The sequence below is a fragment of the Pseudomonas sp. S2_B07 genome, from assembly GCF_054668435.1.
This window is the reverse complement of the sequence record NZ_CP162769.1, coordinates 469,977-495,288: the sequence shown is the minus strand read 5'-3', so window position 1 is coordinate 495,288 and position 25,312 is coordinate 469,977. Positions and strand designations below refer to the sequence as shown.

The 25,312-nt window shown below is 60.9% G+C and carries 24 protein-coding genes and 1 pseudogene; 14 read left to right on the top strand and 11 right to left on the bottom strand.

The window, feature by feature from the left end; all coding sequences use genetic code 11:
* Positions 1–10 precede the first annotated feature (10 nt).
* The 8 genes from hemN (at position 11) to AB4N43_RS02310 (ending at position 10,107) form a co-directional block, all read left to right on the top strand.
* Positions 11–1,399 carry an oxygen-independent coproporphyrinogen III oxidase gene (gene hemN / locus AB4N43_RS02345; protein WP_046027236.1) on the top strand — a complete coding sequence of 463 codons (1,389 nt, stop codon included), beginning with the start codon at positions 11–13 and terminating at the stop codon, positions 1,397–1,399.
* 98 nt (positions 1,400–1,497) lie between these two features.
* Entirely contained in the window at positions 1,498–3,678 is a 2,181-nt protein-coding gene (nosR, locus tag AB4N43_RS02340) for a transcriptional regulator NosR (protein WP_222586762.1), read from the top strand.
* Positions 3,679–3,731: 53 nt separating this feature from the next.
* The gene (gene nosZ, locus AB4N43_RS02335; RefSeq protein WP_409201523.1) at positions 3,732–5,654 is read left to right on the top strand and encodes a TAT-dependent nitrous-oxide reductase; all 1,923 of its coding nucleotides are present in this window, start codon (positions 3,732–3,734) and stop codon (positions 5,652–5,654) included.
* Between the two features lie 26 nt (positions 5,655–5,680).
* Positions 5,681–6,970: a nitrous oxide reductase family maturation protein NosD gene (locus tag AB4N43_RS02330; protein WP_460153029.1), complete on the top strand. Its 1,290-nt coding sequence runs from the start codon at positions 5,681–5,683 to the stop codon at positions 6,968–6,970.
* Positions 6,967–7,890, top strand: coding sequence for an ABC transporter ATP-binding protein (locus AB4N43_RS02325; protein WP_046027240.1), 924 nt, complete (start codon positions 6,967–6,969; stop codon positions 7,888–7,890). The genes AB4N43_RS02330 and AB4N43_RS02325 overlap by 4 nt, the downstream gene beginning before the upstream one ends.
* Positions 7,887–8,717: an ABC transporter permease gene (locus AB4N43_RS02320; protein ID WP_222586759.1), complete on the top strand. Its 831-nt coding sequence runs from the start codon at positions 7,887–7,889 to the stop codon at positions 8,715–8,717. The genes AB4N43_RS02325 and AB4N43_RS02320 overlap by 4 nt, the downstream gene beginning before the upstream one ends.
* 32 nt (positions 8,718–8,749) lie before the next feature.
* A complete protein-coding gene (locus AB4N43_RS02315; RefSeq protein ID WP_222586758.1) occupies positions 8,750–9,253 on the top strand; it encodes a nitrous oxide reductase accessory protein NosL in 504 nt (167 codons plus the stop codon).
* Positions 9,254–9,363: 110 nt separating this feature from the next.
* On the top strand, positions 9,364–10,107 hold the full coding sequence (locus AB4N43_RS02310; RefSeq protein ID WP_452626582.1) for an SDR family NAD(P)-dependent oxidoreductase: 744 nt from the start codon (positions 9,364–9,366) through the stop codon (positions 10,105–10,107).
* A gap of 184 nt (positions 10,108–10,291) precedes the next feature.
* Here the strand turns inward: AB4N43_RS02310 and AB4N43_RS02305 are convergent, their stop codons facing one another.
* From AB4N43_RS02305 to AB4N43_RS02255, 11 genes and pseudogenes are all read right to left on the bottom strand, one after another.
* Positions 10,292–11,785 carry a cytochrome D1 domain-containing protein gene (locus AB4N43_RS02305; protein ID WP_452626583.1) on the bottom strand — a complete coding sequence of 498 codons (1,494 nt, stop codon included), beginning with the start codon at positions 11,783–11,785 and terminating at the stop codon, positions 10,292–10,294.
* Positions 11,782–12,621 carry a uroporphyrinogen-III C-methyltransferase gene (gene cobA / locus AB4N43_RS02300; RefSeq protein WP_222586755.1) on the bottom strand — a complete coding sequence of 280 codons (840 nt, stop codon included), beginning with the start codon at positions 12,619–12,621 and terminating at the stop codon, positions 11,782–11,784. Before cobA ends, AB4N43_RS02305 begins: the two co-directional genes overlap by 4 nt.
* Before the next feature lie 70 nt (positions 12,622–12,691).
* Positions 12,692–13,870 (bottom strand): heme d1 biosynthesis radical SAM protein NirJ, encoded by a 1,179-nt coding sequence (gene nirJ / locus AB4N43_RS02295; protein WP_452626585.1) that lies wholly within the window; start codon positions 13,868–13,870, stop codon positions 12,692–12,694.
* Between the two features lie 26 nt (positions 13,871–13,896).
* Positions 13,897–14,399, bottom strand: a pseudogene (ahbB, locus tag AB4N43_RS02290) (siroheme decarboxylase subunit beta).
* The gene (locus tag AB4N43_RS02285) at positions 14,374–14,817 is read right to left on the bottom strand and encodes an Lrp/AsnC family transcriptional regulator (RefSeq protein ID WP_222586752.1); all 444 of its coding nucleotides are present in this window, start codon (positions 14,815–14,817) and stop codon (positions 14,374–14,376) included. The pseudogene ahbB (AB4N43_RS02290) and the gene AB4N43_RS02285 overlap by 26 nt, the downstream one beginning before the upstream one ends.
* Positions 14,810–15,325 (bottom strand): siroheme decarboxylase subunit beta, encoded by a 516-nt coding sequence (gene ahbB / locus AB4N43_RS02280; RefSeq protein ID WP_222586751.1) that lies wholly within the window; start codon positions 15,323–15,325, stop codon positions 14,810–14,812. Before ahbB (AB4N43_RS02280) ends, AB4N43_RS02285 begins: the two co-directional genes overlap by 8 nt.
* Positions 15,322–15,780, bottom strand: a complete 459-nt coding sequence (locus AB4N43_RS02275; RefSeq protein WP_222586750.1) for an Lrp/AsnC family transcriptional regulator — start codon at positions 15,778–15,780, stop codon at positions 15,322–15,324. Before AB4N43_RS02275 ends, ahbB (AB4N43_RS02280) begins: the two co-directional genes overlap by 4 nt.
* Position 15,781: 1 nt before the next feature.
* Positions 15,782–16,960, bottom strand: coding sequence for a cytochrome D1 domain-containing protein (locus AB4N43_RS02270; protein ID WP_460153025.1), 1,179 nt, complete (start codon positions 16,958–16,960; stop codon positions 15,782–15,784).
* A complete protein-coding gene (locus tag AB4N43_RS02265) occupies positions 16,957–17,280 on the bottom strand; it encodes a c-type cytochrome (protein ID WP_222586748.1) in 324 nt (107 codons plus the stop codon). The genes AB4N43_RS02270 and AB4N43_RS02265 overlap by 4 nt, the downstream gene beginning before the upstream one ends.
* A 16-nt stretch (positions 17,281–17,296) precedes the next feature.
* The gene (locus AB4N43_RS02260; RefSeq protein ID WP_460153023.1) at positions 17,297–17,620 is read right to left on the bottom strand and encodes a c-type cytochrome; all 324 of its coding nucleotides are present in this window, start codon (positions 17,618–17,620) and stop codon (positions 17,297–17,299) included.
* Between the two features lie 24 nt (positions 17,621–17,644).
* Entirely contained in the window at positions 17,645–19,333 is a 1,689-nt protein-coding gene (locus AB4N43_RS02255) for a cytochrome D1 domain-containing protein (RefSeq protein WP_460153021.1), read from the bottom strand.
* 199 nt (positions 19,334–19,532) lie between these two features.
* Here AB4N43_RS02255 and AB4N43_RS02250 point away from each other — a divergent pair, with 199 nt between their 5' ends.
* The 6 genes from AB4N43_RS02250 to AB4N43_RS02225 all read left to right on the top strand — a co-directional run bounded on the left by AB4N43_RS02250 (position 19,533) and on the right by AB4N43_RS02225 (position 25,193).
* Entirely contained in the window at positions 19,533–20,336 is an 804-nt protein-coding gene (locus tag AB4N43_RS02250; protein ID WP_261398073.1) for a CbbQ/NirQ/NorQ/GpvN family protein, read from the top strand.
* Positions 20,320–20,907 (top strand): cytochrome c oxidase subunit 3 family protein, encoded by a 588-nt coding sequence (locus tag AB4N43_RS02245; RefSeq protein ID WP_348125910.1) that lies wholly within the window; start codon positions 20,320–20,322, stop codon positions 20,905–20,907. The genes AB4N43_RS02250 and AB4N43_RS02245 overlap by 17 nt, the downstream gene beginning before the upstream one ends.
* Positions 20,908–20,917: 10 nt before the next feature.
* A complete protein-coding gene (locus AB4N43_RS02240) occupies positions 20,918–21,175 on the top strand; it encodes a cytochrome C oxidase subunit IV family protein (RefSeq protein WP_222586744.1) in 258 nt (85 codons plus the stop codon).
* Positions 21,176–21,400: 225 nt separating this feature from the next.
* On the top strand, positions 21,401–21,841 hold the full coding sequence (locus AB4N43_RS02235) for a c-type cytochrome (RefSeq protein ID WP_033062194.1): 441 nt from the start codon (positions 21,401–21,403) through the stop codon (positions 21,839–21,841).
* 3 nt (positions 21,842–21,844) lie between these two features.
* Positions 21,845–23,272 (top strand): cbb3-type cytochrome c oxidase subunit I, encoded by a 1,428-nt coding sequence (locus tag AB4N43_RS02230; protein WP_460153018.1) that lies wholly within the window; start codon positions 21,845–21,847, stop codon positions 23,270–23,272.
* A 79-nt stretch (positions 23,273–23,351) separates the two neighbouring features.
* Complete coding sequence (locus tag AB4N43_RS02225; protein ID WP_460153017.1) at positions 23,352–25,193, top strand: VWA domain-containing protein; 1,842 nt, start codon at positions 23,352–23,354, stop codon at positions 25,191–25,193.
* The last annotated feature ends 119 nt before the right edge of the window (positions 25,194–25,312 follow it).

Genomic DNA, 25,312 nt, shown 5'->3' with positions numbered 1-25,312 from the left:
TTGATCGATCATGAACACGACATTTGATTTCAATCGCGCCCTAGTCGAAAAATACGACCGCCCGGGGCCGCGCTATACCTCTTACCCCACGGCCCCCCAGTTTCATCAGGCGTTTGCCGTTGACGACTATCAGCGTGCTGCCCGTGACAGCAATCAGGTGGCCGCGCCGAAACCGTTGTCTGTGTACATCCACATTCCGTTCTGCAAAAGCCTTTGTTACTACTGCGCCTGCAACAAAATCATTACCCAGAAAGCCCATCGCGCCGTTGAGTACCTGAAGTACCTCAAGCGTGAAATCGCGATGCAGGCGGCCTTGTTCGAGGGCGCGCGCAAACTCACTCAGTTGCACCTGGGGGGCGGTACGCCGACCTATTTGACCAGCGAGCAGCTGGCAGACCTGATGGACTGCCTGCACCAGGCGTTCAACATGGATGACAGCGATGACCATGAGTTTTCCATCGAGGTCGACCCGCGCACCATCAGCACCGAGCAGATTCAATCGTTGCGCCAGTTGGGCTTCAACCGCCTGAGCTTCGGCGTGCAGGATTTCGACCCCGACGTGCAGGCGGCGGTCAATCGCCTCCAAAGTGAGGAGCAGATTTATGCGCTGGTCGCGGCGGCGCGTGAAGCGCAATTCAAGTCGATCAGCGTCGACCTTATCTACGGTCTGCCTCTGCAAACCGTACAGAGTTTCGACGTCACCCTCACCAAGATCATCGCGCTGCGCCCGGACCGGATTGCCGCCTACAGCTACGCGCATTTGCCGGAGATGGTCCGCGCGCAACGGCTGATTCGCCCCGCCGACATGCCGCCACCCGAGCGCAAGCTGGAATTGCTCGAGCTGACCATCCGCCGTCTGACCGAGGCCGGTTACGTCTATATAGGCATGGATCATTTCGCCTTGCCGGAGGACGAGCTGGCGCTGGCTCGGGCCAATGGCACCCTGCAGCGTAACTTTCAGGGCTATTCCACCCATGCCGACTGCGATTTGATCGGCCTAGGGGTGTCGTCGATCGGCAAGGTCGGCGACAGCTACAGCCAAAGCGTCAAAGAGCTTTCGCAGTACTACGCGCGTATCGATCAAGGGTTGTTGCCGGTGCATCGCGGTTACCGCTTGAACGCCGACGACCTGCTGCGCCGCGAGGTGATCAGCGACCTGATGTGCCATGGACGTATCGCGTTCGACAAGTATGAGGCGCGGCATGGCATTCGCTTCACCGAGTATTTTGCCGAGGCGCTGGCGCAGCTGGGCGAGCATGTGCGCGATGGGTTGCTGCAGATTCACCGCGACGAATTGGTGCTGTTGCCACGAGGGCATTTGATGATGCGCAGTGCCGCGATGGCGTTTGACGCCTATCTGGGTGGTGAGCAAAAAGGTCAGTTTTCACGCACGGTTTGAGGCAGCGTGTGCTCAATGGACTCAAGTTGATCTCAATCAAGGGCAGGGGGCGCAACGCTCCCTAACATGACCGAAAGCCCTTTCGTATCAGCGAGCCCATGACAATCCATCAGCCTTCGATACACGGCAACCTGCGCGCCTGGGGCGTCGGGCTGGTGGTCATGCTGACACTGATGCTCGCCACCTTCGAGGCGGTGCAAGCCAAGCAGTACGGCGACATCGAGCAGCAGCGCATCGAGAAAACCTTCCCTCAGACCGATTCCGTTTCCGCCCCCGAAGGCCGGTTCAAGGTGCGCACACTGTCCGCCGCCGGCAAGGTCATCGGTTATGTGTTCCAGAGCCTGGACGTGGTGGATATTCCGGCCTACTCGGGCAAACCGATCAACACCCAAGTGATTCTCGACACGACCGGCACGATTCAGGATGCCTATGTGCTGGAGCACCACGAGCCGATTCTGTTGATTGGCATTCCTGAGGCAAAACTTCACGGCTTCAGCGCCAAGTACAAAGGCATCAAGGTCAGTCAGCGGGTCGTCGTCGGCCATTCCAGCGACCCGAACGCCGTCACAGTCGATGCCATCGCCGGTGCAACGGTCACCGCCATGGTAGTGAACGAGGTCATCATGCGCGCCGCCCATGAAGTGGCCGTATCGCTCAAGCTGGTCGAGGACTCGGCCGGTGTGGCGCGCAAGCCCGCCATCGTGCGCCAGGACTATTTCGAGCCTGCCACCTGGGAACAACTGACCGGCAACGGAGCCATCCGCCGCTTGAACCTGACCCGTGGCCAGGTCGATGCCGCCTTCAAGGGTACCGAAGCTGAAGGTCTCGACAATGCGCCCGCCGATCAGGTGGATGAGACCTTTATCGAGCTGTACACCGCCGACCTGAATCCGCCGACCATCGGCCGCGCGCTGCTGGGCGACAATCAATATCGCTTCCTCATGCAAGACCTCAAGCCCGGCGAGCAGGCCATCGCGGTGCTGGGTCGTGGGCTGTTTTCCTATAAGGGCTCGGGGTATGTGCGCGGCGGGATTTTCGATCGGGTGCAATTGCGTCAGTTCGGCAACGTCATCAGCTTTCGCGACATGGACCATCAGCGGCTTTCCGACGTGTTTGCCAAGGGCATGCCGGAATTCACTGAGATGTCGATTTTCATTGTGCGCGAACCGGCGAAGTTCGATCCGGGATCGCCCTGGTCTCTTGAGCTATTGGTACGTCGCCAGACCGGCCCGGTCAGCGGCACGTTCAGCAGCTTCGAACTGGCCTATCAATTGCCCGAGCCCTACCTTGAACGGCCACTGCCCAGCGCCGAAGAACTGGCCGCCCTCGAGGAAGCCAGTCGGCCAATGTGGTTGAACATCTGGTACCAGAAACACTTCCAGATCGCCGTACTCGGCACCGCGTTGCTGCTGCTGACGGCGATCCTGTTTTTGCAGGATAAGTTCACCCGCCGGCCGCATTTTCTGCACTGGCTGCGTCGCGGTTACCTGGTCTTTACCGTGGTGTTTCTTGGCTGGTATGCGCTGGGGCAGTTGTCGGTGGTCAATGTCCTGACCTTTGTGCATGCGCTATTCGAGCACTTTCGCTGGGAGCTGTTTCTCACTGATCCGCTGATCTTCATGCTCTGGGTCTTCACTGCAGCGAGCATCCTGCTGTGGGGCCGCGGTGTGTTCTGCGGCTGGCTGTGCCCGTTCGGCGCCTTGCAAGAGTTGATCAACGAGGCCGCACGCAAGCTGAAAATCCCTCAATACGAATTGCCGTTCGCGGTGCATGAGCGCTTGTGGGCGATTAAATACATCATTTTGCTGCTGCTGTTCGGCATCTCTCTGGAGTCGATGTCCACCGCCGAGCTGTTCGCCGAGGTGGAGCCGTTCAAGACCGCCATCACCCTCAGGTTCGACCGCCAGTGGTGGTTCGTGCTCTACGCCGTGGCGCTGCTGGTCATCAACCTCTTCACGCGCAAAGTCTATTGCCGCTACATCTGCCCGTTGGGTGCAGCGCTGGCGATTCCGAGCAAATTTCGCCTGTTCGACTGGCTCAAACGCCGCAAGGACTGCGGTACGCCTTGCCAACTGTGCGCCAAGGAATGCGAGATCCAGGCGATTCATCCCGACGGCCGGATCAATGCCAACGAGTGCCACTACTGCCTCGATTGCCAGATGACTTACCAGAACGACAACAAATGCCCGCCGCTGATCAACAAGCGCAAGAAGCGCGGCAAAGCGGCCCCCGCCGTTGTGCAACTGATACCTGTCGTGGAAGTGACCGCTCTGGAATGAACCCCGCGAGCGCCTGTCCGCAGTGACCGTTTTTATCCCTTCAAGGAAAACACCTGATGAACGACACAGAATCCAAAAAAACCACTGAAGTGCCGGAAACGACCGGCTTCAGTCGTCGCGGCTTCCTGGGCACCAGTGCGTTAACCGGCGCGGTACTGGCCGGTGCCACGGCCATCGGTGGCGCGGTCTTCACCCGTGAGACCTGGGCGGCGGCGGCCAAGGACGCGCAACTGAAAACCCACGTCGGGCCGGGCGAACTGGATCAGTACTACGGTTTCTGGAGCGGCGGCCATCAGGGTGAAGTGCGGATCATGGGCATTCCGTCGATGCGTGAGTTGTTGCGCATCCCGGTGTTCAACGTCGATTCAGCCACCGGCTGGGGCCTGACCAACGAAAGCAAACGGATCATGGGCGACAGCGCCCATTTCCAGAATGGCGACTGCCACCACCCGCATTTGTCCATGGTCGACGGCAAGTACGACGGCAAGTACCTGTTCATCAACGACAAGGCCAACAGCCGCGTCGCGCGTATCCGTCTGGACATCATGAAGTGCGACAAGATGCTCACCGTGCCCAATGTGCAGGCGGTTCATGGCCTGCGCCTGCAAAAGGTGCCGCACACGAAGTACGTGTTCGCCAATGCCGAATTCGTCATACCGCACCCCAATGACGGCAGCACCTTCGACCTGCAGGACAAGAACAGCTACACCATGTTCAACGCCATCGATGCCGAGAAAATGGAGATGGCGTTCCAGGTCATTGTCGACGGCAACCTGGATAACACCGACGCCGACTACACCGGCAAGTACGCGGCGTCGACCTGCTACAACTCGGAGAAGGCCTACGACCTGGGCGGCATGATGCGCAATGAGCGCGACTGGGTGGTGGTGTTCAACATCGAGCGCATCGAAGCGGCGATCAAGGCTGGCAAGTTCATCACCTTGGACGGCTCCAAAGTCCCGGTGGTTGACGGCCGCAAAAACGAGGGCAAGGACAGCGCGTTCACGCGTTACATCCCGGTGCCGAAGAACCCCCACGGGATCAACATGACGCCCGATGGCAAGTACTTCATTGCCGCCGGCAAACTCTCGCCCACTTGCACGATCATCGCCACTGCGAAGCTGGATGATCTGTTCGACGACAAACTCAAGGACCCGCGTGACGCGGTGGTCGGCGAGCCGGAACTGGGTCTGGGCCCGCTGCACACCACCTACGACGGCCGCGGTAATGCCTACACCACGCTGTTTATTGACAGCCAGGTGGTGAAGTGGAACGTCGAGGAGGCGATTCGCGCTTACACCGGCGAGAAGGTCAACTACATCAAGCAGAAACTCGACGTGCAGTACCAGCCGGGCCACAACCATGCGTCGCTGACCGAAACCCGTGAGGCCGACGGCCAATGGCTGATGGTGCTCAGCAAGTTTTCCAAAGACCGCTTCCTGCCGACCGGCCCGCTGCATCCGGAAAACGATCAGTTGATCGACATCTCTGGCGAAGAAATGAAACTGGTGCACGACGGTCCGGCGTTCGCCGAACCCCACGATTGCGTCATGGCCCGTCGTGACCAGATCAAGACCAAAAAAATCTGGGACCGTAACGACCCGTTTTTTGCCGAAACCGTGGTCATCGCCGCCAAAGACGGGATCAAACTGGAAACCGATAACAAGGTCATCCGCGACGGTAACAAAGTCCGCGTCTACATGACCTCGATGGCCCCGGCCTACGGCCTGCCGGAATTCACCGTCAAGCAGGGCAACGAAGTCACGGTGACCATCACCAACATCGACCAGATTGAAGACGTGACCCACGGCTTTGTCATGACCAACCATGGCGCGAGCATGGAAATCAGCCCGCAGCAGACGTCCTCGATCACCTTCACCGCCGACAAGGCTGGCCTGCACTGGTACTACTGCAGCTGGTTCTGCCATGCGCTGCACATGGAAATGGTCGGCCGCATGAAGGTCGAGAAGGCCTGACATTGCCCATCGACAGGAGCCAAGCAATGACTGATAGCAAGGGAAACCCGGTGAAGGTCATTGCGCTTGCGCTCCTGCTGATGTCCGGCAGCGCGCTGGCGGTGCAACCCATCACCACGTTGCCGTTGACGGTGGACGCCGAGCAACGCTGGCACCTGCCGGCGGGGGAATACCGTGGCTCGTTCAGTGTCGATCAGCCGATGCAGATCGATTGCGAGAAAGGTGCCGTCATCAATGCGCAGGGGCAGGGCAATGCTCTGTTCATCAGCGCCCCCGACGTGCGGATCGAGGGCTGCACATTGCTTGACTGGGGGCGCGACATGACGGCCATGAACTCAGCGATTTTCATCGGTCCCAAAGCCCAGGGGGCGGTGATACGCAACAACCGCATGAAAGGGCCAGGCTTCGGCATCTGGGTGGACAGCACCCACGACGTCAACTTGATTGACAACGATATCGAAGGTGACCCGAGCATCCGCTCCCAGGATCGCGGCAACGGGATTCATCTGTACGCCGTGCACGGCGCCAAGGTGATCGGTAATCACGTGCGGCTGACCCGCGACGGGATCTACATCGACACCTCGAACGGCAACCTGCTGCAGGGCAATACCCTGGAAGACCTGCGCTACGGCGTGCATTACATGTTCGCCAACGATAACCAACTGATCGGCAATATCACCCGCCGCACCCGCACTGGCTATGCCTTGATGCAAAGCCGCAAGCTCACGGTGATCGGCAATCGCTCCGAACAGGATCAGAACTACGGGATCCTGATGAACTACATCACTTATTCAACCTTGCGTGACAACTTCGTCACTGACGTGCGCGACGGCTCGACCGGCGACAGCATGATCAGCGGTGCCGAGGGCAAGGCGCTGTTCATCTACAACTCGCTGTTCAACAGCATCGAACACAACCACTTCGAGCACAGCGCCGTGGGCATCCACCTCACCGCCGGCTCGGAAGATAACCGTATCGCCGACAACGCTTTTGTCGGCAACCAGCGGCAGGTCAAATACGTCGCCACCCGCTTGCAGGAATGGTCAGCGGATGGCCGGGGCAATTACTGGAGCGATTACCTGGGCTGGGACCGCAACAACGACGGCCTCGGCGATATCGCCTACGAACCCAATGACAACGTTGACCGTCTGCTGTGGCTGTACCCGCAAGTGCGGCTGTTGATGAACAGCCCCGGCATCGAGTTGCTGCGCTGGGTGCAACGGGCCTTTCCGGTGATGAAATCGCCGGGGGTGCTGGACAGCCATCCGCTGATGAAGTCATCCACTCAAACCCTGATCCAGGAGCCCACCTCATGAACGTCATCGATATCGAAGGCGTCAGCCAGCGTTATGGGCACGCCACGGTGTTGCATAAGCTCAACCTCAGCCTGGCGGAAGGTGAAGTGCTGGGCTTGTTCGGGCACAACGGCGCGGGCAAGACCACCAGCATGAAACTGGTGCTTGGCCTGCTCCAGCCCAGCGAAGGGCAGGTCAGGGTGTTCGGCCGTTTACCCAGTGATCCCCACGTGCGGCGCTTGCTCGGTTATCTACCGGAAAACGTCACGTTTTACCCGCAACTGAGCGGTGTTGAGACCTTGCGCCATTTCGCGCGACTCAAAGGCGCCGCGTTCTCTCAAGTGGACGAACTGCTGGAGGAAGTCGGCCTGGCCGGTGCGGCGCATCGACGGGTCAAGACCTACTCCAAAGGCATGCGTCAACGCCTGGGGCTGGCGCAAGCGCTGCTCGGCGAGCCGCGTTTGTTGTTGCTCGACGAACCGACGGTCGGCCTCGATCCCATCGCGACCCAGGACCTGTATCGGCTGCTCGATCGCCTGCGCAGCCAGGGCACCAGCATCATTCTTTGCTCCCACGTGTTGCCGGGCGTCGAGGCGCACATCAACCGCGCCGCGATTCTGACCCAGGGCCGCCTGCTGGCCCTCGGCAGTCTGCGCAGTTTGCGTGAGGAAGCCGGATTGCCGACGCTGATTCGCGCCAACGGCCTCAAGCACGCCGGGCCCTTGCAGCAACGCTGGAACAACGCCGGGCACGTCACCGAGCGCTGGGGCGTCGAAGGGCTTGAAGTGGCCGCGCTCAATAGCAGCAAGGTGGGGCTGTTGCGCCAACTGTTCAATGAAGACGAACCGGCCGACGTGGAAATCCATCAGCCATCGCTGGAAGATATTTACCGCTACTACATGAGCCGGGCCGGTGCGGCGCCGATCGGGGAGGCCGTATGAACGCTGTCTGGAACATGGCTCGCAAGGAATTCAGTGATGGTTTGCGCAATCGCTGGTTGTTGGCGATCAGTGTGTTGTTCGCGGTGCTGGCCATCGGCATCGCGTGGCTGGGCGCCGCGGCTTCCGGGCAATTGGGTTTCACCTCGGTGCCGGCCACTATCGCCAGCCTCGCCAGTCTGGCAACGTTTTTGATGCCGTTGATTGCGTTGCTGTTGGCCTATGACGCCATCGTCGGCGAGGACGAAAGCGGCACGTTGCTGCTGTTGCTGACGTACCCGTTGGGTCGCGGGCAGATTTTGCTGGGCAAGTTTGTCGGCCACGGGTTGATCCTGGCGCTGGCGACACTGATCGGTTTCGGCTGCGCCATGCTGGCCATCGCGGTGCTGGTGGACGATGTCGAACTGAGCCTGCTGCTCTGGGCTTTTGGCCGGTTCATGGCGTCGTCGACGTTGCTGGGTTGGGGCTTTCTGGGACTGGCCTATGTGCTGAGCAGTGTGTCGGCCGAGAAATCCACGGCGGCCGGGCTGGCGTTGGGTGTCTGGTTCTTCTTTGTGCTGGTGTTCGACCTGGCACTGCTGGCGCTGTTGGTGCTCAGCGAAGGGCAGTTCAACCCCAAAGTGCTGCCCTGGTTGCTGCTGCTCAATCCCGCTGACATCTACCGCTTGATCAACCTCTCCGGTTTTGAGCCCGGCGCGGGCACCACGGGTGTGCTGACCCTGGGCAGCGATTTGCCGATGCCGGGCTCGATGCTCTGGCTGTGCCTGTCGCTGTGGGTGGCGGCGCCATTGGGCTCGGCCTGGCTGTTGTTTCGTCGCCGGGCGACATGAATTTTCACTTTGGTTTTTAGGAGCAGTTGACGATGAATACGTTTTATCTGACGACGATGCGCGCGGTGGCGGGCCTGATGATGTGCCTGTTTCTGACGGCCTGTGACAACCCGGCGCAAGCCACCTACAGCAATGCGGCCGCAGCCTTTCATCCCAGTGATGAATGCCACGTCTGCGGGATGATCATCAACGGATTCCCCGGACCCAAGGGCGAAGTCGTCGAGCCGAACGGGGTCAAGAAGTTCTGCTCCACGGCAGAAATGATCGGTTGGTGGTTGCAGCCGGAAAATCATCATGGCAATGCCAAACTGTATGTCCACGACATGGGCCGCAGCCCGTGGAACGCGCCGGATGACGCGCACCTGATCGATGCCAAAGACGCGTTTTACGTGGTCGGCACCCAACTCAAAGGCGCCATGGGCGTGGTGCTGGCGTCGTTCTCCAGTCGTGAGGCCGCTGAAAAGCTTGCCGCTGAACAGGGCGGTCGCTTGCTGCGCTTCAGCGAGATCACTCCGGCGCTGTTGCAGCAACACTAACGCCGTCGAGAAAATCTGATCGCCGTCAAGTCGGTATTTCTTCATCTGCTCAAAGATAGGGGCTCGCTATGTCCCCAGTGCTTGGCATCCGTGATGCCCAGGAGTAAATGATGAAAACCGAGTTTCAGGATCGTTTGGCGGTGGTCACGGGTGCCAGCTCCGGGATTGGCCTGGCACTGTGCGCCGCGCTGTTACCGCGCGGCGTCAAGGTGCTGGCGATGTCACGGACCCTGGGTGAACTGCCGGCGTTGCAGCAGATCTACGGCGAACGGTTGCAATGGTTTGCCGGGGACGTCACGAATCAGCAAGACCTGCGCGAGCTGGCCGAGCGCGCTGCGGCGATTGGCCCCGTGGACTATCTGGTGCCTAACGCGGGGATTGCCGAAATGGCTGACAGCCTGGATATGCAGGCCTTTCAGCGCCAGTGGGCGGTCAACGGTGCCGGGGCGTTGAATACGCTGGCGGCGTTGCGGGGTGAATTGGCGAGCCCGGCTTCGGTGGTGTTTGTCGGGAGTTTTCTGACCGGTTCGAGCTTTCCGGGGTTGGCTGCGTGCATTGCCAGCAAGGCTGCGCTGGCGGCTCAGGCGCGGACGCTGGCGGTGGAATTTGCGAGTTTTGATGTGCGCATTAATCTGGTCTCGCCGGGGCCGACGGCTACCTCGATGTGGGATCACTTGGGGTTGAGCGAGGGGGAGCTTGGCGATGTTGCAGACACGCTTGGTAAACGTCTGTTGCCGGGGCATTTTCTCGATGCGGCGGCAGTGGCCAATGTGATTGTTTTTCAGCTGTCGCAGGGTGCTCGGGGTGTTTACGGGCAGGACTGGAAAGTCGATAACGGATACACCTTGGGTTAAAGGGCGAAGACAAACCTGTGGCGAGGGAGCTTGCTCCCGATCGGCTGCGTAGCAGTCGTAAAACCAGCGCCTGCGTTTAATCTGAATGTACCCAGTGACGGATTGTAGGGGCGCTGCGCGCCCCAGCGGGAGCAAGCTCCCTCGCCACAAGTGCGATGTATATTTCGGTATTGGGGCACAAGGCCTAATGCGAAGTCCCCTCGGCAAACTCAATCTTGTTCCCCACGTTGTACTTGCCCGAAGGCTTGTTCATCGGAATGCGTTTGATCTCCTTGAGGGTGTCGCTGTCGTACACAATCAGCGCGCCATCGGTGGCCCAGATGCTCAGCAGCAGGTAACGACCATCACGGGTGAACTCAACGTGTGCGGCGGTCTTGCCGGGCATCGGGCGCAAGGTGTGGGCAATTTCCAGGGTCTGTTTGTCGATCAGGTGGATCGCATCGTTGTCGGGCCCGAAGAACACGTCGGTCCAGGCATACCGTGAATTGACGTGACTACGCATGAAGAAACCCGGCCCCAGGGTCGGGATTTCCTTGATCAGTTTCCAGGTCTTGAAGTCGATGACCGAGATCAGCCCCTTGCTGATATTCGGCGTGGCGAACACCCACTCGCCGTTGCGTTTCCAATAAGTCCCCGAGCCCAGATGCGGCATGCCCGGCAGCGGGATGTCGGTGACCACCTTGCCGCTGTCGAGGTCGATGACCTGGCCGCCCTGGGCCTTGCGCGACGTGGCCAGCAGCTGTTTGTAGTCCGGTGAAAAAGAGAAGTCGTCGAGAAAATCCCCGGCCGGGATCCGCCGTGGTTGGATATCCGGTGTGCCGGCCCAGGACAGTTCCCAGACTTCCTTCACGTCCTTGAGCGCCACGATAAAACTGTCGCGCGGCGGGGCGGAGTAGACCGCGCTGACCCGTGACTCGGTACCGTCCTCACCGATGGCGGGAATGGTTTTGACCAGCGACAGATCGCGGGCATCGAGCACTACAAGATTGCCGGGCAAATAGTTGCCCACCAGCACCCAGCGTCCATCCTTGCTCACCGCCAGGTTGCGGGTATTGAGGCCGGCGCGGACTTCGGCGATCAACTTCAGGTTGTGCAAGTCATACAGGCTGATCCAGCCGTCACGGGAGGCGAAGTAGACGAAGCGTCCGTCCGGCGAGAACTTCGGCCCGCCATGCACGGCGAAGTGCGAAGCAAACCGCGCCAGCACTTCAAAGCGGTCGCCGTCGAGGATGTCGATGTGATGGTCGCCGGCTTCCACCACCACGAACAGGTTCAGCGGGTCGGCGCCATGCTGGGGCGTGGTGGGCAGCTTGCTGAGGTCCGCGAGTATCGAGTGACTGCCGCGAATGTCGTCATTGCTCCAGGTGGGCGGGGTGGCGGGCGGTTGCTGAAGGTAGTCCACCAGTGCGTCGATCTGTGCGGGGCTGAACACAGTGGCATACCCGGCCATTTGGCTCGCGGGGCGGCCGTTCTGGATCACGCTGCGGATTTCATCAGGTTTGATCCGGCTGAGGCTCTCCGGCAACAACGCCGGCCCCGCACCGCCGAGACGGTTAATGCCGTGACAGCTCTGACAATGTTGCTCATAGTTTTCCGCCGCTTGTTCAAGCGCCGGAACCACTGCGCCGGCCTGAGCCGCGCTGATCCATAACAGGTGGGCAAGGAGCATGCGCCTCATATCGCCACCTTGGCGCGGCGTTGCAGTGCTTGGGCCGGGTAAAGCCGCGCCGGGTATTCCAGCTGTTCTGCGGCAAACAGATCGACCACTGTGCCGATCACCGTCAGCGTCGGAATCCCCGGCGGACAATCCAGCGCCAGGGTCGGCAATTGGTGCAGCTTGCCACGGGCGACGTGCTGGTCGGGGCGCGTGCCGTTGCTGATCAGCGCCGCGGGTGTATCAGCCGACATCCCTGCTTCGATCAAGCGTTGAGCGATGATCCCCAGGTTCGACAAGCCCATGTAAAACACCAAGGTCTGGCTACTGTCGGCGAGGCTGCTCCAGGGCAGCGACAACTCGCCATCACGCTGCAAATGGCCGGTAATGAACCGGCAGGAATTGACCAGGTCGCGGTGGGTCAACGGTATGCCTGCGTAAGCGCTGCAGCCCGACGCGGCGGTAATGCCCGGCACCACCTGACAGTCGATGCCGCGTTGCAGCAGGTACTCCAGCTCCTCGGCACCGCGACCAAAAATGAACGGGTCGCCGCCCTTGAGCCGGACCACGCGCTGCCCTTGATCGGCGAGGTCGGCCAGCAGTTCGTTAATCTGTTCCTGGGGCAGGCTGTGGCAGCCGCTGGCCTTGCCGACGTAATGGCGGGCGCAGGTCAGGGGAATCAAGGTCAGCAGTTCGGGGCTGATCAGCCGGTCGTAGACCACGGCGTCGGCCTGCATCAACAGGCTCCAGGCGCGCAAGGTCAGCAGGCGTGGGTCGCCGGGGCCGGCGCCGACCAGGGCAACTTCGCCCGGCCGGAACGGTGACTCAAGTGAGGCCGGTATAGCAATCGATGGAGGCATGGGACGTCCTTGGTGCTTCATCAGGTTGCCCGGCTCCAACCTTTGTCAGGTGGTTGGCCGGACGGGCTATTCAGTGGGTGATGCAAGGGATGGTGGGTAATGGCGGCAGACCGATTTCGTCATCGCTGAGATGGCACCCGGGGTCCTGGCCCCATAGATCACCCTCGGCCCAGGCGCGTGTGCGGGTGTTGCCATTGCAGATGGGCAACCAGCGACATTGCGCGCAACGACCGCCGACGGCGCGGGGATGTTCACGCAGGCGCAATAGCAAGGCATCCGGCCGATCCAGCCACAACGCGCGGAACGGCGTGCGCCGGACATTGCCCACCGAGTGCTGCCACCAGTAGGTGTCCGGGTGCACTTCACCGGTGTTGTCGATGTTGGCAATGCCGCTGCCCGACGCGTTGCCACCCCATGCGCGGAGCATTTTTTCCAGTCGTGGGTAATGCTCCGGAAGACGAAGTCCTGCCCATTGCAGCAGCAGAATGGCGTCGGCATCGTTGTTGCCGCTGACAAAATCGCTGTCGCGGCCCTGTTGAATGTCTTCCCAGGCGCGCTCGAAGATCAACGTCATCGCCTCGCGGCTCATCTGCTGGTGCGCGTCGAGTTTGCGGCTGCGTTTACCGCGTCCGCTGTAGTTGAGGTGCGACAGGTAAAACTTTTGCACGTCGTACTCGCGCATCAGCGCCAGCAGTTGGGGCAGTTGCGGGTGGTTCTCCTGGGTGAGGGTGGTGCGCAGCCCGACGCGAATGCCCTGTTCGCGACAGAGCCGGATCGCGTGCATGGAGCGGGCGAAGCTGCCCTTGAGTTGTCGGAAGGCGTCATGGGTGGCTTCCAGGCCATCAATGCTGATTCCGACGTAGTCGAAATTCGCCGCGCTGATCTGTGCGATGTTCTGCTCATTGATCAGCGTGCCGTTGGTGGACAACGCCACAAAGAAACCCTTGGTCCGGGCGTAGGCGCTGAGCACAAACAGATCCTCGCGCAGCAGCGGTTCGCCACCGGAAAGAATCAACACCTTGACCCCAGCATCGTGCAGGTCGTCGATCACGGTCAGCGCGGCGGCCGTATCCAGTTCGTCGCGAAAGACGCTGTCGGCCGAGGTGGCGTAGCAATGTTTGCAGGTCAGGTTGCAGCGTCTGAGCAAGTTCCAGATCACCACCGGCGCCCGATTACTGCCCGGTGGACTGGTTCTCGGCGCAGGCGACTGGCCGGCCAGTGCACGCAGGTATTGGCTGATCCTCAACATGCCACTCTCCTTGAGTCAGGGTGTGTTCAGCGCGAAGCGGGCGGCAGGCGCAAGCCGGTTTTTTCAGGATGCGGCTGCTCACCAGCATTTCGTCGGCCCCACAGGCGTCGCCCAGCAAGTAGCGCAGGTGCTCGCGGTAGCCGTTGATTTCATCGCTGCTGCGGCCATGAACCATGGCGAACAGGTTGTAGCGCCATTCGGTTCGGCGCGGACGGCGATAGCAGTGGCTGACAAAGGGTTGCGCGCCGATCAGCGCGCCCAGGCGCGGCATGTCGGTGTCGCGCACATCCCAGACCGTCATGCCGTTATGGCGATAGCCCAGCCGGTAGTGATTGGGCACGGCAGCGATACGCCGAATCGCGCCCTCGGCCTGCAAGCGTTTGAGCAGATCCAGGGTGGCTTCGATGTTCAGCCCTAGCTGTTCGGCGAGCCACGCCCACGGGTCGTCCAGCAGCGGCAGACCGGCCTGGGTCAACACGATCAGACGCTGGACGAGGGTATCTTCAGGCCGGGAAATACAGACCGACATGGTAGGTCTCCTCTTTGGGCAGGTTGAGCAGCGGCAGGCCGGTCAGGGTTTCTATGCGAAGAAGGGTCTCGGTCAGGTCATGTTCAGTTGCGCAGGCGAGCACGAACCACATGTTCCAGGCGTGCTCGCGTCGATAGTTGTGCGCCACTTCCGGCAGGCCCTGCAGTTGCTCGGCGACGTCTTCAAAACGTTCTTCCGGGACCGCCAGCGCGGCGAGGGTGAAGGCGCCACCCAGGCGTTCGATGTCGAACATCGGGCCGAAGCGCGTGAGCATTCCGTCATCGAGCAGGCTATGCAGCCGGCCGAGTAGTTCAGTGCTGCTGGTTTCCAGTTCGGCCGCCAATACCCGCCAGGGGTGGCGCACCAGCGGCAGGCCCAGTTGCAAGCGGTTGATCAGGCGACGGTCGAGGTCATCCATGGGTCGGTGCTCCTGTTCGCGACGGCGCAAAGCGGCCGCCGCACTGCTTGAAGACCTGGGTGCTGAACAGCAATTGATGGGGCAGGTCGCTCAGCAGATGCTCTTCAAGCAATGCCTGAATCTGCGCCTCCACCTGGTCACGTTGACGCCCGTGCACCATGCAAAACAGGTTGTATCGCCACTGCGGCAAGCGCCGGGGCCGTTGATAGCAGAGGTTAATACCGGGGGCTTGCCCCAGGCGCTGGCCGACTTCGTCGATCAGCGCATCGGGAATATCCAGCACCAGCATGGCGTTGGCGGTAAAACCCAGCGCGCGATGGTGCAGCACCAGGCCGATACGGCGAAACAGCCCTTGATCGGTCCACTGGCGCATTTGCTCGAGCACCTGGGTTTCGTCAGTCTTTATCCGCTCGGCAAGGGCCTGATAAGGGCGCGGTACCAGCGGCAAACCGGCTTCCAGGTGCCGACGCAACGCCAGCGCTTGTTGGGGGCTCAATCCGGGTTTCATGGGTTGTCTCCAAGGTCAAAGCCCAGGTCGATGCGGTAAGCGGTCAGCATCGGCAGGTCCAGCGGCATGAGACCGGTGTCGTTCTCAAGTTCCTTGAGCACACGGTCGATGTGTTGGCGATCAGGGCCGGTCAGCACAAACCACAGGTTGTAGAAATGCTCCCGTGCGTAATTGTGATTGACCTCGGGGTACTGACTGACACGATCGGCCACCTGTTGCAGACGTTCGGTCGGGACGGCGAGGGCGGCGAGGGTGCTGGCACCGGCGCGGCTGTGTTCGAACACCGGGCCGATCCGGGAAAGGGTGCCGGCCTGATCCATCTCTTGCAGGCAGTCCATCACTTGCGATTCGCGGCAACCGAGGATCCGCGCCATTTCCTTATAGGGAGCCGCGCACAGCGGCATGCCGTGCTGGAAGCGTTCGATGAGTTGGCGGCTGAGCAGTTCAAGGTTCATTTCAGTACCCCATTTTCTGCGCGCGACTGCTGAAGAAGATGCCGCTCGGCGCACTGGCGGGCAGGGTACTTAGCAGCTTCAGGCTGTACGGATCCCAAACCTGAACCTGATCGCCGTCGCGTAACGACAGCCACAGTTGGTCACCGCGCGCGGTGAACTCCATGTGCAGCACCGCCGGCCCCGGCTTCAGATCCGCGACCACGGCATGGGTTTCGGTGTCGATGACCTGAACCCGGTCGTTGTCCGGGTAGGCGAAGTTGACCCATAGCTGCCGACCGTCCGGGCGCGACGTGACGAACACCGGTTGACCGGCCACCGGAATCACAGCGGTCTGCTGCCAGGTACGTGAATCCATCACCAATACCTGATGACGGCCGACGGCGGGCACGAAGGCCTGGTTGTCGGCGACGGCCCAGCCCTCCAGGTGCGGCATCTTGTAGACCGGGAGTTTCGCCTGGCCGCGTCCGTAGTCGCCGAGTACTCGCTGCACACCGCGCTCTGGATGCCAGAGGTCGAGTTGCGCCATGCCGTCTTCACCAAACAGGCCGGCCATGTAATAGCGCCCATCGGGGGTAATCAGGGCGTCGTAGGGTTGCTCGCCGATGCCGGTGAAACGGCTGATCTGCGGTGTGTTGCCGTGACTGAATTCGGCGGTCCAGATCTCGCCGGTATCGAACAGGCTGAACACAAAACGTTGTCCCGGCGCGTCGACCAGGCCGACCACCCGGGAGCGCTTGGTGCCATCGGCCAGGGGCGTCGCCGGAATATCGGCCACCTGTTGCAGGGTGTCGGCGTCGAACACCTTGACTCCGCCAGGCACGTAGTTGGACACCGCGATCAACTTGCCGTCCTGACTGATGGCGCCGCCAATGCTGTTGCCACCCTGGATGACTCGATGATCGATACGCCGGGTCAGCAAATCTATTTTGCTCAACCCGCCGTCGCGCCCGAACACATAGGCGAAACGCTGGTCACGGGAGAACACCACCGAGGCATGGGAAAGGTCGCCTAAACCCTTGAGTCGGGCCAGCGCTGTGTGGGTGTCGCTTTCGATGATTTGCACGCTACCGGTGGCGCGCTCCACGACCACGCCCAAGTCGCCGGTGCCGCGCAACGGTGGTTGAACGCAAGCGGACAACAACAGTCCGGTCGCTGCTGACAGCAGGATTGAACGGATCATGGTGCGGGATATCCCTGGAGAAGATCGACCAGCCAACGGATGTCGTCGGGGCTGAGCAACGGAGCCCAACCGGGCATCGCGGTGCCGGGCCGGCCTTGGGTGACGGTGGCAATCAGGCTGTCCCGTGACTTGCCGGCCAGCGCTGCGCGCGTCAGTTCGGGGCCCAGTCCGCCGGTCAGGTGCAGCCCATGGCAGGCGCCGCAGTCCTGGGTCAGCAGGTGTTCGAGTTGCGCCTGACGCTGGGCGTCAGGCGCCGCAACCGCGGTTGCGCAAATGAGGAGGAGGGCCGCCAGAATCACAGCGTGTCGATAAACCATCATGGCGCCCTCCAGGCGGTTATTTGAGTGTCAGTACCCAGGTCGCGAGAATTTTCGCTTCTTCTTCAGTCACCGGGTTTGCCGGCATTGGCATCGGGCCCCAATTGCCTTGTGTGCCGTTCTTGATGTGGCCGGCCAGGGTGTCCACGGCCCCGGGTACGCCACCGTTCTTGGCCGCTACATCCTTGAGCGCCGGGCCGACAATCTTGGTGTCGATGGAGTGACAGGCTGCGCAGGGTTTGCTCTTGAACAGCTCCAGCGCGTCTTGGGCCATGGCCGGCTGCGCGCTCAGCGCAGCGGTCAGGGCGAACAGTGAGAACAGTGAGAACAGAGTATTTTTCATGGTGTTTCCTTGCATTGATGGAGCTCAATAGATGTCGTGTTGGGTGTTGTAGACGTTGAACTTCCCGGTGGGTGTGATCAGTCGTTTGTCCTTGATGACTGACTTGAGCTTCAGTGTTTTGTCGTCGATCACCACCAGCGCAGATTCGTCTGCCTGACCACTCCAGACGGAGAACCAGACTTCATCGCCGGCCTTGTTGAATTCCGGTTGCACTACGCGCATGGCGCCTTGCTTGATGCCCGCGTATTCAGCGATGGGCAGCACGGTGTAGCCGGCGTCGAGTTTGTCGATGTTGAACACCGCCACCGACTGGCTGAGCTTGGCGTCCGGGTTGAGGGTGGTGTCGACGTACAGGTGACGAGACTTGGGATGGGTTTTGATAAACAGCGATCCGCCGCCCTGGCCCTTGAGTGAGCCGACTTGCTTCCAGGCGTATTGCGGGTGTTTGGTCGGGTCGGTGCCGATCAGCGAGATGCCGTCATCACCCAGATGGCTGGTGGCCCAGACCGGTCCGTAGGTCGGGTGATTGAAGTTGGCGCCGCGACCCGGGTGAGGGGTTTTGCCGACGTCCACCAGCGCGGTCAACTTGCGCTCCTTGGAGTCGATCACGGCGACCTTGTTGGAGTTGTTGGCGGCGGTCATGAAGTAGCGGTGCGTGCTGTCCCAACCGCCGTCATGCAGGAAGGGCGCGGCGTCGATGTAGGTGACGGTGAGGTTTTTGATGTCCTGGTAGTTGACCAGCATCACCTTGCCGGTTTCCTTGACGTTGACGATGAACTCCGGCCATTCGTGGGAGGCGATGATCGCCGCGACCCGGGGTTCCGGGTGGTATTCCTGCTTGTCGACGGTCATGCCGCGGGTCGAGACGATCTGTTTCGGCTCCAGGGTTTCGCCATCCATGATGGTGAATTGCGGAGGCCAGTAAGAACCGGCGATGGTGTACTTGTCCTCGTAGCCCTTGAACTTCGAGGTCTCGACCGAGCGCGCCTCGATGCCCACTTTGACTTCGGCGACCTTGGTTGGCTCGACCGGCCACAGGTCGATCATGTCGATCCGCGCGTCTCGACCAATCACCATCAGGTAGCGACCTGAGGCAGAGATCCGCGAGATGTGCACCGCATAACCGGTCTCGATGAGTTTGACGATTTTCTTGCTGTCACCGTCGATCAGGGCGATCTTGCCGTCATCGCGCAACGTCACCGAAAACAGGTTGGGCAGGTTGAGTTTGCTCAGCTGCTTCTTCGGACGGTCCTCGGGTTTGACCAGCACCTTCCAGGTTTTCAGCGTCTCGGCCATGCCCCATTCCGGCGGAGTCGGTGGCGTGTGCTGAATGAACTTGGCCATTGAGGTGATCTGATCCTTGGTCAGCGCATTGGAGGTCCCCCAGTTCGGCATGCCCGCCGGAGAACCGTAGGTAATCAAGGCCTCCAGATACGGCTGTCCGCGGCTCTGGGTGATGTCCTGTGTCAACGGTTTGCCCGTGGCCCCTTTGCGCAGCACACCGTGGCAGCCTGCGCAGCGCTGGAAGTAGATTTCCTTGGATGAGTCGAACTCGGCCTGGCTCATGTCGGGAGCACCCGCGGTTTTGACCATGGGCGGGGTAGCCGCGGCGGCGGGCTCTTCAGCGCTGGCGGCATGACTCACCGACAGGGCCAGTGCCGAACAAAGCGTGGTCAGGGTCAGGGCAAACGTTTTTCTATTGCTGATCAGCATTCCATTTCTCCTCAGGCAAGACCTTTGCGATGTGCTGAAACGGCAGCGCAGAACGCAGGTTCTTAGTGCCGTGCAAGGCTATGCCCGAGCAGGCCAATGTTCGCTTGACGACGATCAAGTTTGCCGGCCATCTCACTTGCCAGGTTGTCGCAGGGGCCCGTAGCGTGTTCCTTGAATCCGCTTTTGGAACAGGCAGCCCATGGACCGTACCCAGTCTTGCGAACACCCGATCGAACCCTTCTACCAACCGCTGAATAATGAGGAGGCGCTGTTCGAACAAGCCTGGAGACATGGCATGCCGGTGCTGATCAAAGGCCCGACGGGCTGCGGCAAAACCCGTTTCGTCCAGCACATGGCCCATCGGCTGAAACTGCCGCTGTACACCGTGGCTTGCCATGACGATCTGAGCGCGGCCGACCTGATCGGCCGTCACCTGATCGGTGCCCAGGGCACCTGGTGGCAGGACGGACCGCTGACCCGCGCGGTGCGTGAAGGCGGCATCTGTTACCTCGACGAAGTGGTCGAGGCGCGCCAGGACACCGTGGTGGTGTTGCATCCACTGGCCGATGATCGTCGCGAGCTGTTTCTGGAACGCACCGGCGAAGTGTTGAAGGCGCCGCCGTCCTTCATGCTCGTGGTGTCTTACAACCCCGGTTACCAGAACCTGCTCAAAGGCATGAAACCCAGCACCCGCCAACGCTTCGTGGCGATGCGTTTCGGCTATCCGCCGGTGGCCGATGAGGAACGCATCGTTGCCCGCGAGGCTCAGGTGGACAGCGCACTGGCGGTGCAAGTGGTGCGGCTGGGCCAGGCACTGCGCCGGCTCGACCAACATGATCTGGAGGAGGTCGCCTCAACGCGACTGCTGATTTTTACCGCGCGCATGATCCGCTCCGGCATGAGCCCCCGTGAAGCGTGCATGGCCTGCCTGGCCGAGCCGCTCAGCGATGATCCGCTGACCGTCGCGGCGCTGATGGACGTGGTTGATGTCCACTTCGGCTGAGTCCACGGGCGTTACGCAACGCCACTTGCCGGGCGATCTGGCGATGTGGTTTTTCATTCTGGCCGAGCTGTCGGTGTTCGCCATCCTGATCCTGGCGTTCGCCGTGACCCAGGCGCTCAAGCCGCAGATGTTCAGTGAAAGCCGTCTGTTGCTGAACACCTCCACCGGGCTGGCGATGACCCTGAGCCTGCTCACCGCGGGCCTGTTCGCCGCGCTGGCGCAGGAGCAAGTCAGGCGCTCACGATCCCGTCACGGCGCCGTCTTCCTGCTGATGGCGTTGCTCGCCGCCAGTGTCTACGTGGTGCTGAAACTCACGGAATACCGACACTTGCTGGCCTCGGGGCTGGGCATGGAGCACAACACCTTTTTCACCCTGTACTGGATCCTTACCGGTTTTCATTTTCTCCACGTCTTGCTCGGCATGTTCATTCTCGGATGGCTGGCCGAGCGCTGTCGCCGTGGCCTGTACGACGCCAACACGCGCAGCGGGTTTGAATCCGGCGTGCTCTATTGGCACATGGTCGATCTGATCTGGGTCATGTTGTTTCCGCTGGTCTATGTGCTGAGTTGACGAGGTTCTCATGACTGTTTCCAGGGTATTGCTCGTCTGTTGGGCAGCGCTCGCCACGTTAAGCGTGTGCACCGTGGTGCTGGCGCACGTTGGCGCGACATCGCTGCTGTCGATTGCCATTTTGCTGGTGGCGGTGGGCAAGGCCTGGCTGATCACCGACGGTTTCATGGAGATGCGCCACGCGCCGCGGCTGTGGCGCCGGTTGATGTTGAGCTGGGCGCTGGTGTTGGCGACGGTGGTAGGCCTGACGCTGGTGTCGTTCCGTTAACCAATCCCTGTAATTGGATGGACTCGCCCAAGCCGAGGCGTCAATGCGCCACGGTGGCAGTCTAAACAGCCAACGACAGCGAGGGCGAGTCCATCCAATTACATGGACCGAGTAGGGCTCAAGTGTAATACCCGACCAAAACCATCTGACTTTCTTGATCGCCATCAAGCAGGTTTCAACCCTTCGCTTCCTATGATGGACGGGCCTAGCAAAGAGGAAGCGACCATGTCAGACACCTTCACCAAAGGCATGGCCAGGAACATCTACTTCGGAGGAAGCATTTTCTTCTTCCTGATATTCCTGGCTTTGACCTATCACACGGAACAGACCTTTCCAGAGCGCAGCAATGAAGCGCAGCTCACCGAGTCAGTGGTGCGCGGCAAGTTGGTCTGGGAGCAAAACAATTGCATCGGCTGCCACACGCTGCTGGGCGAGGGCGCCTACTTTGCGCCTGAGCTGGGTAACGTGTTCCAGCGGCGCGGCGGGGAGGCGGGCTTCAAACCCTTTCTGCATGCCTGGATGAAAATGCAGCCACTGGGCGTACCAGGCCGGCGCGCGATGCCTCAGTTCAAGTTGAGTGACCAGGAGGTGGATGACATCGCCGAGTTCCTCAAATGGAGCTCAAAAATCAACACCAATGGCTGGCCGCCAAACAAGGAGGGCTAAGCGATGAGCATTGCTAATCCGCATCTGAAATTCGCCTCGCAAGCCGTAGCCAAACCGTACTTCGTATTTGCCCTGATCCTGTTTCTCGGCCAGGTGCTGTTCGGTTTGATCATGGGCCTGCAATACGTGATAGGGGACTTTCTGTTCCCGGTCATTCCTTTCAACGTGGCGCGGATGGTGCACACCAACCTGCTGATCGTCTGGCTGCTGTTCGGGTTCATGGGCGCCGCCTATTACCTGATTCCGGAAGAAGCCGACCGCGAACTGCACAGTCCGAAACTGGCGATCATCCTGTTCTGGGTATTCGCCGCCGCGGGTGTGTTGACGATCCTCGGCTATCTGCTGGTGCCGTATGCCGGCCTGGCCAGGCTGACCCACAACGAACTGTTGCCGACCATGGGCCGGGAGTTCCTGGAGCAGCCGACCATCACCAAGATGGGCATTGTGGTGGTGTGCCTGGGCTTCCTCTACAACATCGGCATGACCCTGCTCAAAGGTCGTAAGACCACCGTCAGCATGGTCATGATGACCGGGTTGATCGGGCTCGCGGTGTTCTTCCTGTTCTCCTTCTATAACCCCGGCAACCTGGCCCGCGACAAGTTTTACTGGTGGTGGGTGGTGCATCTTTGGGTGGAAGGCGTGTGGGAACTGATCATGGGTTCGATGCTCGCTTTCGTCCTGATCAAGATCACCGGGGTAGACCGGGAAGTCGTGGAGAAATGGCTCTACGTGATCATCGCCATGGCGCTGATTACCGGGATCATCGGCACCGGTCACCACTTCTTCTGGATCGGTGCGCCTGAGGTCTGGTTGTGGGTCGGTTCAATCTTCTCGGCCCTCGAACCGCTACCGTTCCTGGCCATGGTGATCTTCGCCTTCAGCATGGTGAAGAAACGTCGGCGGCAACACCCGAACCGCGCCGCGACCCTGTGGGCCAAGGGAACCGTCGTCACAGCATTCTTCGGCGCTGGCGTCTGGGGTTTTCTGCATACCCTGGCTCCGGTCAACTTCTACACCCACGGTTCGCAGCTGACCGCGGCTCACGGTCACCTGGCCTTCTACGGTGCTTACGCGATGATCGTGATGACCTTGATCAGCTACGCCATGCCACGCTTGCGGGGTTTGGGTGAAGCCGGTGACGAGCGTTCGCAGACCCTCGAAATCTGGGGCTTCTGGTTGATGACGCTGTCGATGGTGATGATCACGCTGTTCCTCACCGCTGCCGGTGTCGTGCAGGTCTACCTGCAACGCTGGCAGGTCGATGGGGTTGCTTTGCCGTTCATGTCCACGGTCGAACACCTGCAGGTGCTGTTCTGGGCCCGTTTTGGTGCCGGTCTCGGTTTCCTCGCAGGACTGCTCTGTTACCTGTTCAGCTTCAAGCAACGTGGCCGCGCAGCCTTGGGCGCTCCGGCTGCCGTGGTTCCTTCATGAGCCGGTGTAACGGCTAGAAAAGGTCGGCCCGGCTGATACAGCGGGCCGTTTTTTTGGTTTACAGAAAAGGGCAAATGTCATGGTCTTTACCGTCGAACTGGAAGAATGGGTGGGCAGTGTCTGGCACCGTTTCATCACCCGGCGCGCCAGCCCAAATTTCCCCGAGGCGCGTGTCGAACTGGCCAGCCAGCAACGTCCGCTGGCGCTGCTGTTTCGCGCCATGGGCGGCGCCAACGGCGTCGGTGTCGAAGCCGCCAGCGACCGCGATCTGCTGCTGCGGCGCAACGTACTGCAGCAGATCGCCGGCACCTGCAAGCAAGTGCCCCTGGCGTGGTGCGACGAGACCAACCTTCGTCTGCCGTCGAGCCTCGCGGTGTTTCCTGAAGTCGCACTGAACGAGGAACTCTATCGTTGGCTCGCATTGCTCGCGGCGCAGGCCGGGCAGATGCGGCATTGGGGTCGGGACAATCAACGCTGGACGCAACAGCTGTTGCGGCGCTATCCCGCGTTGCGTGCCCGGTACAAACGTTTGGTCGATGCTCATCTGCAACTTCGCCCGGATCCGGCCACATTGAACTCCGGCGAAGCGGCCCTGGAACGGGCGTTATGTCAGGCGTTGCGCGACCCAGGCAGTGTCGAACATTTCCCCCGCAGCGACCGGGCCGCCTGGCCGCTTCCGCTGTGGTTGTACCCGCCGCAAAACCTCGCGAGTCCGCAGGCTGCAGACCTGGGGGACGAGTCGGAAGAGACGCTGACGACCCCGCCCGGTGAGCAGAAAGGCGCAAGCAAACGCGCCAAGCGGATCGATGAAGGCAGCCGCGACGGTGGGTTGTTGATCGTGCGTCTGGAGAACCTGTTCAGTTGGACCGAACACGTGGACCTGGATCGCTGGTCAGACGACAGCGAAGACCCGGACGCGGCCAGAGTCGCCGAGGACCTCGACGAGTTGAGCTTGTCGCGCACCCGTCTGCGCAAGGGCGGCGGCCTCAAGCTGCACCTGGATTTGCCGCCGGCCGATGTCGACGATATCCCCTTGGGCGAGGGCATCAAGCTGCCGGAGTGGGATTACCGCAAACAGCAGATGCAGGACAGCTTCGTCAATCTGCAAATGATGGTGCCCCGCGACTGTGAGGCGCAGCCACTGCCGCCACGGCTGAAAGCCTCGGCGCACCGTCTGCGCCGCCAGTTCGAGCACCTGCGCAATGATCGCCAATGGTTACGCCAGCAACCCCAAGGGTCTGAACTGGACATGCAGGCCTGGCTGGATTTTCACGTTGAACGCGAGCATGGCCAATGTGCGGAACGAGGTCTGTTCATGGAGCAACGGCAGACGCGTCGCGACCTGGCGTGCCTGTTACTGGCCGATGTGTCGATGTCCACCGACGCGCACTTGAACGATGAGCATCGGGTGATTGATGTGATCCGCGACAGTTTGCTGCTGTTCGGCGAAACCCTGTCGATGCTGGGTGATGATTTCGCCCTGTACGGATTTTCCTCGCTGCGTCGTCATCAAGTGCGCATGCAGGAACTCAAGTCCTTCACCCAGCGTTATGACGACAACACCCGCGGTCGCATTCAAGGGCTCAAACCGGGTTATTACACCCGCATGGGCGCCGCCATCCGCCACGCCACCCAACTGCTGGGCAAGAGCAAACGACGCAGCAAACTGTTGCTGCTGCTCACGGATGGCAAACCGAATGATCTGGATTTGTATGAGGGGCGCTACGGCGTTGAAGACACCCGCGAGGCGGTGCTGGAGGCGCGGCGTCAGGGGTTGACGCCGTTCTGTATCACGATTGATCGCGAGGCCGGGGATTACCTGCCTTACATGTTCGGTGCCAATGGCTACACCTTGATCCGCCAGCCCGAGCAATTACCCCTGCGCTTGCCGCAGTTGTATCGGCAGTTGACCCAGCCTTGACCGACACGGTCTGTAGCAGCTGCCGAGCGTGCGAGGCTGCGTCCGGCTGCGAAGCAGTCGTAAACCCAGTCCCCGCGGTGTGTTAGGTAAAAAGGGGACTCAGGATTTACGACTGCTGC